General features: G+C 71.2%; 13 protein-coding genes. 6 read left to right on the top strand and 7 right to left on the bottom strand.

Going from position 1 to position 12,625, the window contains the following annotated elements; translation table 11 throughout:
* The first annotated feature begins 43 nt into the window (after positions 1 to 43).
* The 3 genes from ACIBO1_RS04810 to sucD all read left to right on the top strand — a co-directional run bounded on the left by ACIBO1_RS04810 (position 44) and on the right by sucD (position 3,103).
* Positions 44 to 448: a cobalamin B12-binding domain-containing protein gene (locus ACIBO1_RS04810; RefSeq protein WP_350692734.1), complete on the top strand. Its 405-nt coding sequence runs from the start codon at positions 44 to 46 to the stop codon at positions 446 to 448.
* Between the two features lie 586 nt (positions 449 to 1,034).
* On the top strand, positions 1,035 to 2,213 hold the full coding sequence (gene sucC / locus ACIBO1_RS04805; protein ID WP_350692732.1) for an ADP-forming succinate--CoA ligase subunit beta: 1,179 nt from the start codon (positions 1,035 to 1,037) through the stop codon (positions 2,211 to 2,213).
* 2 nt (positions 2,214 to 2,215) lie between these two features.
* Entirely contained in the window at positions 2,216 to 3,103 is an 888-nt protein-coding gene (sucD, locus tag ACIBO1_RS04800; protein ID WP_176095199.1) for a succinate--CoA ligase subunit alpha, read from the top strand.
* Between the two features lie 44 nt (positions 3,104 to 3,147).
* On the opposite strand, the gene ACIBO1_RS04795 is transcribed toward sucD, so the two are convergent.
* Positions 3,148 to 3,408, bottom strand: a complete 261-nt coding sequence (locus ACIBO1_RS04795) for a DUF4190 domain-containing protein (RefSeq protein ID WP_350692730.1) — start codon at positions 3,406 to 3,408, stop codon at positions 3,148 to 3,150.
* Between the two features lie 160 nt (positions 3,409 to 3,568).
* Between ACIBO1_RS04795 and ACIBO1_RS04790 the strand changes: the two genes are divergently transcribed.
* Positions 3,569 to 4,861 carry a DUF6350 family protein gene (locus ACIBO1_RS04790; RefSeq protein WP_396741553.1) on the top strand — a complete coding sequence of 431 codons (1,293 nt, stop codon included), beginning with the start codon at positions 3,569 to 3,571 and terminating at the stop codon, positions 4,859 to 4,861.
* Positions 4,862 to 4,957: 96 nt separating this feature from the next.
* Here ACIBO1_RS04790 and ACIBO1_RS04785 read toward each other — a convergent pair whose 3' ends face one another.
* Both ACIBO1_RS04785 and ACIBO1_RS04780 read right to left on the bottom strand, forming a co-directional pair.
* Positions 4,958 to 5,653, bottom strand: coding sequence for a DUF4190 domain-containing protein (locus tag ACIBO1_RS04785; protein ID WP_396741551.1), 696 nt, complete (start codon positions 5,651 to 5,653; stop codon positions 4,958 to 4,960).
* 13 nt (positions 5,654 to 5,666) lie between these two features.
* Positions 5,667 to 5,957 (bottom strand): CD225/dispanin family protein, encoded by a 291-nt coding sequence (locus tag ACIBO1_RS04780; protein WP_396690415.1) that lies wholly within the window; start codon positions 5,955 to 5,957, stop codon positions 5,667 to 5,669.
* A gap of 172 nt (positions 5,958 to 6,129) precedes the next feature.
* Between ACIBO1_RS04780 and purN the strand changes: the two genes are divergently transcribed.
* Both purN and purH read left to right on the top strand, forming a co-directional pair.
* The gene (gene purN, locus ACIBO1_RS04775) at positions 6,130 to 6,741 is read left to right on the top strand and encodes a phosphoribosylglycinamide formyltransferase (protein WP_350692723.1); all 612 of its coding nucleotides are present in this window, start codon (positions 6,130 to 6,132) and stop codon (positions 6,739 to 6,741) included.
* Positions 6,738 to 8,309 (top strand): bifunctional phosphoribosylaminoimidazolecarboxamide formyltransferase/IMP cyclohydrolase, encoded by a 1,572-nt coding sequence (purH, locus tag ACIBO1_RS04770; RefSeq protein WP_396741548.1) that lies wholly within the window; start codon positions 6,738 to 6,740, stop codon positions 8,307 to 8,309. The genes purN and purH overlap by 4 nt, the downstream gene beginning before the upstream one ends.
* A 97-nt stretch (positions 8,310 to 8,406) precedes the next feature.
* Here purH and ACIBO1_RS04765 read toward each other — a convergent pair whose 3' ends face one another.
* The 4 genes from ACIBO1_RS04765 to ACIBO1_RS04750 form a co-directional block, all read right to left on the bottom strand.
* A complete protein-coding gene (locus tag ACIBO1_RS04765; RefSeq protein WP_396741546.1) occupies positions 8,407 to 9,435 on the bottom strand; it encodes an ABC transporter ATP-binding protein in 1,029 nt (342 codons plus the stop codon).
* A complete protein-coding gene (locus ACIBO1_RS04760; protein ID WP_396741544.1) occupies positions 9,419 to 10,450 on the bottom strand; it encodes an ABC transporter ATP-binding protein in 1,032 nt (343 codons plus the stop codon). Before ACIBO1_RS04760 ends, ACIBO1_RS04765 begins: the two co-directional genes overlap by 17 nt.
* A 5-nt stretch (positions 10,451 to 10,455) precedes the next feature.
* Positions 10,456 to 11,412, bottom strand: coding sequence for an ABC transporter permease (locus tag ACIBO1_RS04755; RefSeq protein ID WP_396741542.1), 957 nt, complete (start codon positions 11,410 to 11,412; stop codon positions 10,456 to 10,458).
* A gap of 204 nt (positions 11,413 to 11,616) precedes the next feature.
* On the bottom strand, positions 11,617 to 12,522 hold the full coding sequence (locus tag ACIBO1_RS04750; RefSeq protein WP_396741540.1) for an ABC transporter permease: 906 nt from the start codon (positions 12,520 to 12,522) through the stop codon (positions 11,617 to 11,619).
* Positions 12,523 to 12,625 lie beyond the last annotated feature (103 nt).

Below are 12,625 nucleotides of genomic sequence, written 5' to 3'. Positions count from 1 at the left end.
TCGTTCAGGTGAAAGCCCCGGAGCCGGTGAAAGGGATGCGCAGATGAGCTCTCGTGTTCGGGTCGTCGTCGCCAAGCCGGGCCTGGACGGCCACGACCGTGGGGCCAAGGTGGTGGCCCGCGCTCTCCGGGACGCCGGCATGGAGGTCATCTACACCGGCCTGCACCAGACGCCGGAGCAGATCGTGGAGACCGCGATCCAGGAGGACGCCGACGCCGTCGGCCTCTCCGTGCTCTCCGGCGCGCACATGACGCTGTTCCGCCGGGTGCTCGAACTGCTGGGCGAGCGCGACGCCCGGGACATCGTGGTCTTCGGCGGGGGCATCATCCCGGACGCCGACATCCCGGAGCTGGAGCAGCTCGGCGTGGCCAAGATCTTCACTCCGGGCGCGACCACCCAGTCCATCGTGGAGTGGGTCCGCAGCAACGTCGCCCAACCGGTGAGCTGAACCCGACACGCGCGGACCCGATCGGGCGCGCACGGGAATCGACGCGGAAAAGCGCGCAAGGGGAGGGGCCGGACGCACCCCTCACACGTCCGGCCCCTCTATGCACGATGCCCCGCCGCCACCCCTCGACCGACAGGGCATCGGCCGCTTGCGTCCTCGCGCCGTTCAGCGCTCCGACATCTGACTCAACGAGGCCCTGCCGACCGGGTTACGGACCGGCACCGGGTTCCCTGCCCGGCCCGTCGAGATCGCTCGAACGGGTGACACCGGAGCGGCCGCTGCGGCGCGGTGCACGCCGGTGACGCAGCGTCGGTGGTGGCTGTGGATTACCGCACACCCCGCACCCGCTCGGTTGCCGCCCGTGCCGACATCGTTAGGCTGCGCCCAATGAACCCCGCACCACCTCTGCCCACGGTCCGCAGGATCCACGGGGCGGGCGCGGTGCGCGAGTGCCGTGCGGTTCGGGCCGCGCGAGGTTCAGCGGTCTGCGTCAACTTCGACTGATGTCAGGCACCGCACTGTTTACTTTCCATACGCTGGTGGCGGCGCGACGGTGCGCCGCGGAGACGGGACGGGACGCGCAATCGTGGACCTGTACGAATACCAGGGGCGGGACCTGTTCGAGCGGCACGGTCTGCCCGTGCTCGCCGGCGGCGTTGCCACTACCCCGGAGGAGGCCCGCGCGATCGCCGATCGCCTCGGCGGCCGAGTGGTCGTCAAGGCGCAGGTGAAGGTCGGCGGGCGAGGCAAGGCCGGCGGCGTCAAGCTCGCCGAGGGCGCGGAGGAGACGGTGGCCCGCGCCACCGACATCCTCGGCATGGACATCAAGGGTCACACGGTCCACAAGGTCATGATCACGGTGACCGCGGACGTGGCCGAGGAGTACTACTTCTCGTACCTGCTGGACCGGGCGAACCGCACCTTCCTCTGCATCGCCAGCGTCGCTGGCGGCATGGACATCGAGCAGGTCGCCGCCGACACCCCGGACAAGGTCGTCAAGGCCCCGATCGACGCCGTCAAGGGTGTCGACGAGGCCAAGGCCCGGGAGATCGTCTCCGCCGCCGGCTTCCCGGCCGAGGTCGCCGACCAGGTCGTCGACGTCGCGGTGGGGCTGTGGAAGGCGTTCGTCGCCGAGGACGCCACCCTGGTCGAGGTCAACCCGTTGGCCAAGACCGGTGACGGCACGCTGCTGCTGCTGGACGCCAAGATCTCGCTGGACGAGAACGCCGGCTTCCGGCACCCGGACCACGAGGCCCTGGTCGACCAGGCGACCGTGGACCCGCTGGAGCAGGCCGCCAAGGAGAAGGACCTCAACTACGTCAAGCTCGACGGCGAGGTCGGCATCATCGGCAACGGCGCGGGTCTGGTCATGTCCACGCTCGACGTGGTCGCGTACGCCGGTGAGCGGCACGGCAACGTCAAGCCGGCCAACTTCCTCGACATCGGCGGCGGTGCGAGCGCCGCGGTGATGGCCAACGGCCTGGAGATCGTGCTCTCCGACCCGGCGGTCCGCAGCGTCTTCGTCAACGTCTTCGGTGGCATCACCGCCTGCGACGAGGTCGCCAACGGCATCATCCAGGCGCTGGCCCTGCTGGAGCAGCGCGGGGAGCAGGTCACCAAGCCGCTCGTCGTGCGGCTCGACGGCAACAACGCCGAAGCTGGTCGGGCGATCCTCGACAGCGCGAACAACCCGCTGGTGCAGCGGGTCGACACCATGGACGGCGCGGCCGAGCGGGCCGCCGAGCTGGCGGCTGCGGGGGTCTGACAATGGCTATCTGGCTGACCAAGGACTCGAAGGTCATCGTCCAGGGGATGACCGGTTCCGAGGGTTCCAAGCACACCCGGCGGATGCTCGCGGCCGGCACCAACGTCGTCGGCGGTGTGAACCCGCGCAAGGCGGGCACCACCGTCGACTTCGACGGCACCGAGCTGCCGGTCTTCGCCAGCGTCGCGGACGCGATGAAGGACACCGGCGCCGACGTCACCGTCATCTTCGTGCCCCCGCAGTTCACCAAGGGCGCGGTCATCGAGGCGATCGACGCCGAGATCCCGCTGGCCGTGGTGATCACCGAGGGTGTGCCGGTGCACGACACCGCCGCCTTCTGGGCGTACAACACGGGCAAGGGCGAGCGGACCCGGATCGTCGGGCCGAACTGCCCCGGCATCGCCTCGCCGGGCGCCTCCAACGCCGGCATCATTCCGGCCGACATCACCGGCAGCGGCCGGATCGGCCTGGTCAGCAAGAGCGGCACGCTGACCTACCAGATGATGTACGAGCTGCGTGACATCGGTTTCTCGACCTGCGTCGGCATCGGTGGTGACCCGATCATCGGCACCACGCACATCGACGCGCTGGCCGCGTTCGAGGCCGACCCGGACACCGACGCCATCGTGATGATCGGTGAAATCGGCGGCGACGCCGAGGAGCGGGCGGCCGAGTACATCAAGGCCAACGTCACCAAGCCGGTGGTCGGCTACATCGCCGGCTTCACCGCCCCGCCCGGCAAGACCATGGGCCACGCCGGTGCGATCATCTCGGGTTCGGCGGGTACCGCCGACGCGAAGAAGGCCGCGCTGGAGGCGGTCGGCGTCAAGGTCGGCAAGACCCCGACCGAGACCGCCAAGCTGATGCGGGAGATCATGTCCGCCGGCTGAGCCGGTACGACAGTCTTCGAGGGGCCGACCGGAAGGTCGGCCCCTCAGCGGTTCCAGTACGGGTAGTTGCCCGTGGCGGACAGGATCAGGCTGATCACGATGTTGAGCACACCCAGGCCGATCGAGACGTAGCCGAGCACCGGGGACTGCCGGTAGCGGCGCGCGTCGCGGATCGACAACCAGCCGAAGACGATGCCGAGGATGCCGCAACAGAGCACCCCGGTCACGATGCCCAGCACGCCCCACAGAGTGGTGCGGTCCCGGCCTGCCGGTGGCGGCGGGGGCGGTGGATACGGAGCGTTCACGGCACTTCCCTCTCGGACACTAGCTGCCGCGACGTCGGTCACGGCCCTGAGCCGAGGCTAGACCGGCCCCTGCCGCCGGCAGGCCGGATCAGGCGAACTCACCTCCGGACGGGGTGGTGTCGGACAGCCGGGGCGGCCCCGGCATGCCAGAGTAGAGACGATGTCCTCCGTCACCCCTGACCAGCCGCGCCGGGCCACCGACGCCCGCGGAGTCGGCGCCCGGCCACCCGGTCGCGCCGGCCCGCCCCGCCGGGTACCGGTGCAACGGGGCACGCCCGGCGGTCGCCGTCACCCGCCCCTCGCGGTCGCCGCGCTGGTGGCCGCCGGTGGGGCCGCGCTCACCTCCTGGCTGCCGGTGGCGTTCGCGCTCTGGTTGTTCCAGCTCAGCGAGGGTGCTGCCACCCTGCTGGGCGCGATCCGCGCGGGGGCGGCCGGATGGCTGCTCGGGCACGGCGTACCCCTGGACACCGCCGCCGGCCCCCTGGGCCTGGCCCCGCTCGCGGTCACCGTGCTGGCGATCTGGCGGCTCAGCCGGGCCGGCGTGCACGCCAGCCGCGCGGTCGGCGCGCGCGGCAGCCGGTCGCCGGGACGCACGCTGGCCGTCGCGGCGGCGGTCGGAGTCGGGTACGGCCTGATCGGGCTGCTCGCTGCGCTGCTCGTGGGCACCGGCGACACCGGTGTGTCGTGGTCACGGGCCGCAGTGACGCTCGCCGTGCTCGGCACACTCGCCGCCGGTCTCGGCGCGGCCCGGACCACCGAGCTGGCCGACGTGCTCGCCGGGCAGGTGCCGACGCCGGTGCGCGAAGGGGCCCGGGCCGGCCTGGTGGCCGCACTGGTGCTGCTCGGCGCGGGGGCGGCCGGGGCGGGACTGGCCGTGGCGACCGGCGGGGGCGACGCGGCCGACCTGATCGGCGCCTATCGCACCGGCGTGGCCGGGCAGGCGGGCATCACCCTGGTCAGCCTGGCGTACGCGCCGAACGTCACCCTCTGGTCCACCAGCTACCTGCTCGGGCCCGGCTTCGCCGTCGGCACCGATACGGCGGTCCGCACCAGCGAGGTGTCCGTCGGCGCGCTACCGGCGCTGCCGTTGTTCGCCGGACTGCCGAGCGGGCCGGTCGACGGGCTCGGCTCGATCGTGATTCTCGCGATGCCGGTCCTGGTGGGCATGGGCGCCGGTTGGCTACTGGCCCGCCGGTTGATCCGGTCCGCCGGGGCCGACCGCGCACCGCTGCGCTGGCGGCGGCTGCTGGTGCCGGCCGTGCTCGTCGGCCCGGTGGCCGGGGCGCTTCTCGGGGTGCTCGCCGAGGTCTCCGGCGGGCCGCTCGGTGCCGGGCGGCTGGCCGAGGTCGGCCCGGTCGGTTGGCAGGTGGCGCTGGCCGCGACGCTGATCACGGGTGGCGGGGCGGTGCTCGGCGCGGCGGCCACCCGCTGGCTCACCCGTCACCCGAGCTGACCGCTGGGCCGCCCGTCACCACGGCGAGAACGCCAGAAACGGGCGAGGGGCGCTCTGGCAGTGCGGAGCGCCCCTCGACCAGCTTTGTCGTTGTCTCTAGCCACGGGTCACAAAGCTGATCAAGATCATTACGATCTGGAGCACGCCCAGTAGAAGCCCGATGCCACCACAGATCAGGCCGGCGAGAGCCTGCCCGGAGTTGCTCGCCAGGCCCTGATCGGCCTTCTGCTTGCCCATCCAACCGGTGATGGCCGCGGCCAACCCCAGCGGGATGCCGAGATAGCAGCAGACCAGCGGAATCGATGCGATGCCGAGGATCATCGACACCAGGCCGAGGGTGTTCTGCTGTCCCCCCGAGCCAGCGAAGCCCGCGTGCGGGTACATCGGCGCACCGCCGTACGGCTGCGGGGCGTACGGGTCATGGTAGGGCTGGCCACCGTAGGGGTGCCCCGACGTCGGCGGCTGACCGTACGCCGGCGCTCCGGCGGGCGGGGCCGAGTACGGGTCGTACGGCTGCCCGGAGGTGGGCGGCTGCTGGCCGTACGGGTCGTAGGGCTGCCCCGAGGCGGGCGGCTGCTGACCGTACGGGTCGGCCTGCTGATACGGGTCGGCCTGCTGGTACGGGTCGGCCGCAGGCGTGTGCGGTTCAGGTGTGGCGTACGGGTTGGCCGGCGGCGGTGCGTAGGGATTGGCCGGCGGCGGCGCGTACGGGTTGTGCGGAGGTGGAGCTGTCGGGTCCCCGTACGGCTGTTGCTGGCCGTACGGGTCCTGACCGGGGTTACCGGGTTGCATGTGGTTCCGTAACTCAGACGTTCGAGCCGCTGAGCGAACCGAGGACGCCACCGCCCAGGCAGCAGAGCAGCACGATCGCGAGCCACGCGACACCGACGATGATGGCCCACTTGGACCACTTCTTCGACTCGGCGGACGCGGCCTGGGCGCCGGCGTAGTCACCCTGCTGGAGCAGCTGGTTGACCTTCGAGGCGTTGATGATGGCGGGGATCGCCAGCGGCCAGAAGAGGAAGATGGCGACGATCGACATCGTCATGTTGTTGTCGACCTGCTGGGGCGGCTGGGAGGGGTATCCGGGCTGCATGGTGACGAGCTCCTCACGTACGTGTCGCTGATGTGTGCGGGCCGGACACGCGCCGGTCCCAAGCGACCGGCAGCGTACCCGGTCCGTGCGACTTCGGTGGTCGGTGAAGGGTCGGCGGCCCACCGGGTGGGCACCGGACCAGCACCGATCCACCGCCGGATAGGGTGTGCCGGTGACCGAGCCCGCCCGCATCGTCGTCCTCGTCTCCGGCTCCGGCAGCAACCTGCAGGCGCTGCTGGACGCGACCGCCGACCCGGCGTACGGGGCCCGGGTGGTCGCGGTGGGCGCGGACCGCGACGGCATCGCCGGGCTGGACCGGGCCGCCGCCGCAGGGGTGCCGACCTTCGTGGCGCGGGTCAAGGACCACCCGTCCCGTGAGGAGTGGGACGCGGCGCTCACCGAACGGGTCGCCGAGCACCGGCCCGACCTGGTCGTCTCCGCCGGGTTCCTGAAGCTGGTCGGTACGCGGTTCCTCGCCGCCTTCGGCGACCGCTACCTGAACACCCACAACACCCTCCTGCCGGCGTTCCCCGGCATCCACGGCCCCCGGGACGCGCTCGCCTACGGGGTGAAGGTCACCGGGGCGACGCTCTTCTTCGTCGACGCCGGGATGGACACCGGCCCGATCGTGGCGCAGGTGGCGGTGCCGGTGCACGAGGACGACGACGTGGACACGCTCACCGAACGCATCAAGGAAGCCGAGCGGCAGCAACTCGTCGAGCAGGTGGGCCGGCTGGTCCGCGAGGGTTGGACGATCACCGGGAGAAAGGTCACAGTTCCGTGAGTTCCATCGAGGACGGGCGCCGCCCGATCCGGCGGGCACTGGTCAGCGTCTACGACAAGAGCGGTCTGGTCGACCTGGCCCGGGCGTTGCACGCCGCCGGGGTGGAGATCGTCTCCACCGGGAGCACCGCGTCGACGATCGCCGGTGCCGGTGTGCCGGTGACCGCCGTGGAGCAGGTGACCGGCTTCCCGGAGATCCTCGACGGCCGGGTGAAGACCCTGCACCCGAAGATCCACGGTGGACTCCTCGCCGACCTGCGCAAGGACACCCACGTCGCCCAGCTCGACGAGCACGGCATCGCCGGGATCGACCTGCTGGTGTCCAACCTGTACCCGTTCCAGCAGACCGTCGCCTCCGGCGCGAGCCAGGACGAGTGCGTCGAGCAGATCGACATCGGTGGTCCGGCGATGGTGCGCGCCGCCGCCAAGAACCACGCCTCGGTGGCCGTGGTGACCGACCCGGCCGCGTACCCGCTGCTGCTGGCCGCGCTCGACGGCGGTGGCTTCACCCTGGCGCAGCGGCGGGCGCTGGCCGCCCGCGCCTTCGCCGACATCGCCGAGTACGACGTGGCGGTCGCCGGCTGGTTCGCCACGTCCCTGGCCCCGGCGCAGGACGGCGGAGCGGAGTTCGCCGGGCTGGCGCTGCGGCGGCAGGCGGTGCTGCGGTACGGCGAGAACCCGCACCAGGGCGCGGCGGTCTACGCGGACCCGGCGAGCCCGCCCGGGTTGGCCCAGGCCGAGCAGTTGCACGGCAAGGAGATGTCCTACAACAACTACGTCGACGCCGACGCCGCCTGGCGGGCCGCGAACGATTTCGCCGACCAGCCGGCGGTGGCCGTGATCAAGCACGCCAACCCGTGCGGCATCGCGGTCGGCGCGGACGTGGCCGAGGCGCACCGCAAGGCGCACGCCTGCGACCCGGTCTCCGCCTTCGGTGGCGTCATCGCGGTTAACCGGCCGGTCTCGGTCGAGCTGGCCGGGCAGATCGCCGAGATCTTCACCGAGGTCGTGGTGGCGCCCGGGTACGAGCCGGGGGCCGCCGAGGTGCTCCAGGCCAAGAAGAACATCCGGCTGCTGCGGGCACCGGAGTTCCGCCCGCTGCCGACCGAGTGGCGGCAGATCACCGGCGGTGTGCTGGTGCAGGAACGCGACGCGATCGACGCCGAGGGCGACGCCCCGGAGACCTGGCGGCTGGCCACCGGCGAGGCGGCCGACGAGGCGACCCTGGCCGACCTGGCCTTCGCCTGGCGGGCGGTGCGCGCGGTGAAGAGCAACGCGATCCTGCTGGCGCAGGACGGCGCCACGGTCGGCGTCGGGATGGGCCAGGTCAACCGGGTCGACTCGGCGCGGCTGGCGGTCAGCCGGGCCGGTGCGGACCGGGCGCGGGGCGCGGTGGCGGCCTCGGACGCGTTCTTCCCGTTCGCCGACGGCCCGCAGATCCTGATCGACGCCGGGATCCGGGCGATCGTGCAGCCGGGCGGCTCGATCCGGGACGAGGAGGTGATCGCCGCCTGCAAGCAGGCCGGCGTCACCATGTACCTGACCGGCACCCGGCACTTCTTCCACTGACCCGCCGCCGCGCGACCGGCGGCGCCGTGCGCGCTTGCGGCTGTGATGTTAGGAAGGGTCCCCTGCTATACACCAGGCGTTAGCAGGGGACCCTTCCTTACACCGATGGGCGCAGCTCGGCGAAGTGACAGGCGGACGGGTGCGGATCGGCGGCCCGCGGCACCGCCTGCGGATCCTCGACCGCGCAGATCTCCTGCGCCTTCCAGCACCGGGTCCGGAAGTGGCAGCCGCTCGGCGGGTCGGCCGGGCTCGGCACGTCACCGCGCAACCGGATCACCGTCCGGCGCTCCCGGGCGTCCGGGTCCGGCACCGGCGCGGCCGAGAGCAGCGCCTGCGTGTACGGATGGGTGGCCCGCTGGTAGATCTCGTCCTCGGTGCCGATCTCCACGATCCGGCCCAGGTACATCACCGCGATCCGGTCCGAGATGTGCCGCACCACGGACAGGTCGTGCGCGATGAAGATGTACGACAGCCCGAACTCGTCCTGGAGCTGCTCCAACAGGTTGATCACCTGGGCCTGGATGGAGACGTCCAGCGCGGAGACCGGCTCGTCGCAGACGATCACCTCGGGACGCAGCGCGAGTGCCCGGGCGATGCCGATGCGCTGCCGCTGGCCACCGGAGAACTGGTGCGGGTAGCGGTTGACGTGTTCCGGGTTCAGCCCGACCACGTCGAGCAACTCCTGCACCCGCCGCTCGCGACTGCCCTTCGGGGCGGCCTCGGGATGGATCTCGAACGGCTCGCCGATGATGTCGCCGACGGTCATTCGCGGGTTCAGCGAGGTGTACGGGTCCTGCATGACCATCTGCATGTTCCGGCGGATCCGGCGCAACCGGGCTCCGGAGGCGGCGAAGAGGTCCTGCCCAGCCAGGGTGGCCCGGCCGGCGGTCGGGCGTTCCAGCCGCATCAACAGCCGGGCCAGGGTGGACTTGCCGCAGCCGGACTCGCCGACGATGCCCAGCGTCTCGCCCCGGCGGAGCTGGAAGCTCACCCCGTCGACGGCCTTCACCGCGCCGACCTTCTTCTGGAACAACACCCCCTGCGTGATCGGGAAGTGCTTGACCACGTGGTCGACGTCGAGGATCGTCTCGCCGGTCACCGTGGTGGGCTCAGCCGGCGCGGTCATCACGTACCTCCTGCGCGAAGTGGCACGCGCTGGTCCGGCCGTCGCCGAGGACCAGGTCGTGCGGTACCTCGTCGACACAGACCTGTTGCGCGTACGGGCATCGGGGATGGAACGGGCAGCCGCTGGGGATGCGCATCAGGTTCGGCGGCAGGCCCCGGATGGTGGAGAGCGGCCCGCCGCGCTGGTCCAGGCGCGGAATCGACGCCAGCAGTCCCTTGGTGTACGGGTGCGCGGGTGCCCGGTACAGCGAACGTACGTCGGCGTGCTCGACGATGCGGCCCGCGTACATGACGGCGATCCGGTCCGCCACGTCGGCGACCACGCCCAGGTCGTGGGTGATCAGGATCATCGCCATGTCGAGGTCCCGCCGCAGGTCGGCGAGGAGGTCCATGATCTGTGCCTGCACGGTGACGTCGAGCGCGGTGGTCGGCTCGTCGGCGATGAGCACCTTGGGTTCCATGGCCAGCGCCATCGCGATCATCACGCGTTGGCGCATGCCGCCGGAGAACTGGTGCGGGTAGTCGCCGAGACGCCGACCGGCGGCCGGGATCTGCACCAGGTCCATCAACTCCACCGCGCGGCGACGGGCGTCGGCGCGGGACATGCCGAGCCGTTGGCGCAGTGTCTCGCCGATCTGCCAGCCGACCGGGAAGACCGGGTTCAACGCGGAGAGGGCGTCCTGGAAGATCATCGCGATCTCCTTGCCCCGGACCTGCCGGCGTTGCTCCTCGGGCAGGGCGAGCAGGTCGCGCCCCTGATAGAGGATCTGCCCGGAGGTGACGTGCGCCGGTGGGCTGTCCAGGATGCCCATCACGGCCTGTGCGGTGACGGACTTGCCGGAGCCGGACTCGCCCAGCACCGCCAGCGTCTCGCCCGGGTCCAGGTGGTAGCCGACCCCGTTGATCACCTTGGCCACACCCTCGCCGGTACGGAACTCGATGTGCAGGTCCCGTACCTGGAGCAGGTGACCGCCGGGCGGGGTGGGGGTGGCCGGGGTCGGTGGTGTCGTGGTCATGTCGGTCACCGCAGCTTCGGGTCGAACGCGTCGCGGATGGCGTCGCCGAGCATGATGAACGCCAACACGGTCAGGGCCAGGAACGTCGACGGGACGACCAGCGGCGTCGCCGACTCGCGCATGTGCACCCGCCCGTTGTTGATGTCGATGCCCCAGGAGATGGTCGGCTCCTTCAGGCCGATGCCGAGGAAGGAGAGCGTCGCCTCGGCGGCGATGAACGAACCGAGCGCGATGGTCAGCACCACGATCGCCGGGGCGAGCGCGTTCGGCAGGATGTGCCGCCACATGATCCGGCCGTTGCCGGCGCCCAGCATCCGGGCGGCGGAGACGTAGTCCTGCTCCCGCGCGGTGATCACCGAGGAACGGACCACCCGGGCGGCGGTGGTCCAGCCGAGCACCGCGAGCACGAAGATGACGGCACCGACGCGTACCGTGGCGCTGTCGCTGGCGACCCGCTTGAGCAGCACGATCGCGGCCAGCAGCAGCGGGATGCCGAGCACGATGTCGATCACCCGGCTCAGCACCGCGTCGACCCAACCGCCGAAGTAGCCGGCGAGCATCCCGACGACCAGCGCGATCACCCCGGTGATCAGCGCGGAGAGGGCGCCGACCAGCAGGGACGCCCGGGCGCCGTAGACCGCGCGGGCGTACGTGTCGCAGCCCTGGAAGTCGTATCCGAAGATAGCCCCGCCGGACGGGGCGGCGTGCTGCCGGGACAACACGCAGTCGCCCGGATCGTTGCTGGTAAACAGCCCGGGCACGGCGGCCATCGCGGCCACCAGCAGCACCAGCGCCAGGCTAATCCAGAAGATCGGCTTGCGGCGCAGGTCGCGCCAGGCATCCCCGGCGAGGCTGCGCGGCTTGCGGGGCCGGCCGACCTGGTCGGGCGCGCCCGGTTCACCCGACGGCCCGCGTCGCGCGGCCTGGTTCTCCGACGCCGCAACGGTCTCGAAGTCACTCATGCCGCCCCCTCGCTGCGCTCGGTGCCGGCATTTCCGCTGAGCTGATGATTCGTTCGCTGGCGCTCACTCATGCCGCCCCCTCGCTGCGCTCGGTTTCGGCATTTCCGCTGCGTCGATGATTCGTTCGCTGGCGCTCACTCATGCCGCCCCCTCGCTGCGCTCGGTTTCGGCATTTCCGCTGAGCTGATGATTCGTTCGCTGCGCTCACTCATAGCGGATCCTCGGGTCCAGGACGGCGTACAGGACGTCCACCACCAGGTTGGAGACCAGGTAGACCACGACGAGCACGCTGACGATGCCCACCACCAGCGGGCCGTCCTCGGTGCGGATGCCACGGAACAGGTTGAAGCCGACGCCGGGGATGTTGAACACGCCCTCGGTGATGATCGCGCCGCTCATCAGGTTGCCCACCTCGACGCCGAGGAAGGTGATCACCGGGATGAGCGAGTTGCGCAGGACGTGCACGCTGACCACCCGCCGGTTCGGCAGGCCCTTGGAGCGGGCGGTACGCACGTAGTCGGCGCGCAGGTTCTCGGCCACCGAGGTACGGGTCAGCCGCAGCGCGGTGGCCAGCGAGAGCGAGCCGAGCACGATCCCGGGCAGCAGCAGGGAGCGGAAGTCGGGGTCGGCACCGGCGGTGGGCGGGAAGACCTGCCACCTGACACCCAGGAAGTACTGCGCGAGCGGCGCGAGCACGATGGTCGGGATGCCGAGCACCAGCAGCGTCAGCAGCAGGGTGGCGTTGTCGAAGATGCCGGCCCGGCGGATGCCCGCGAGGACGCCTGCGGTGACCCCGAAGATCACGGCGACCGCGATGGCGATCAGCGCCAGTTTGATGGTGACCGGCCAGGCGGTGGCGAGGATGTCGCCGATCGACCGTCCGGTGAGGGATTCGCCGAGGTCGCCGCGGAGCAGGTTGGAGAGGTAGTCGACGTAGCGGTAGAAGAAGCCGCCGACGCCGGTCGCGTCGAGGTGGTACTTCTCGGTGAGGTAGGCCCGCTGTGCCTCGGTGACCGGACGTTCACCGGCGAGCGCCTGGATCGGGTCGCCCTGGCCGGCGAACATCAGCGCGTAGACGATCAGCGTGGTGCCGAAGAAGGCCAGGACCATCTGAAGCAGGCGCCGGCTACTACCCCTATCTCAACCTGGACGAGCACCACCTGCCCGGCCGGGCGCCCTACCAGCAGTGGCACCAGACCCACGACGTGCTGCT

This window comes from Micromonospora sp. NPDC049903 (genome assembly GCF_044460945.1).
In the GTDB taxonomy this organism is placed as follows: domain Bacteria; phylum Actinomycetota; class Actinomycetes; order Mycobacteriales; family Micromonosporaceae; genus Micromonospora.
Note: the sequence above shows the minus strand (reverse complement) of the source record. Positions and strands in the feature narration are given on the sequence as shown.

What these genes read in the sequence shown, in the direction of transcription:
- ACIBO1_RS04765 (WP_396741546.1), bottom strand. Translation starts at nt 9,435, where the DNA reads ATGACCGCGCCGGCTGAGCCCACCACGGTGACCGGCGAGACGATCCTC.
- ACIBO1_RS04785 (WP_396741551.1), bottom strand. Translation starts at nt 5,653, where the DNA reads ATGCAACCCGGTAACCCCGGTCAGGACCCGTACGGCCAGCAACAGCCG.
- ACIBO1_RS04760 (WP_396741544.1), bottom strand. Translation starts at nt 10,450, where the DNA reads ATGACCACGACACCACCGACCCCGGCCACCCCCACCCCGCCCGGCGGT.
- ACIBO1_RS04750 (WP_396741540.1), bottom strand. Translation starts at nt 12,522, where the DNA reads ATGGTCCTGGCCTTCTTCGGCACCACGCTGATCGTCTACGCGCTGATG.
- ACIBO1_RS04755 (WP_396741542.1), bottom strand. Translation starts at nt 11,412, where the DNA reads ATGAGTGACTTCGAGACCGTTGCGGCGTCGGAGAACCAGGCCGCGCGA.
- ACIBO1_RS04790 (WP_396741553.1), top strand. Translation starts at nt 3,569, where the DNA reads ATGTCCTCCGTCACCCCTGACCAGCCGCGCCGGGCCACCGACGCCCGC.
- ACIBO1_RS04810 (WP_350692734.1), top strand. Translation starts at nt 44, where the DNA reads ATGAGCTCTCGTGTTCGGGTCGTCGTCGCCAAGCCGGGCCTGGACGGC.
- sucD (WP_176095199.1), top strand. Translation starts at nt 2,216, where the DNA reads ATGGCTATCTGGCTGACCAAGGACTCGAAGGTCATCGTCCAGGGGATG.
- ACIBO1_RS04780 (WP_396690415.1), bottom strand. Translation starts at nt 5,957, where the DNA reads ATGCAGCCCGGATACCCCTCCCAGCCGCCCCAGCAGGTCGACAACAAC.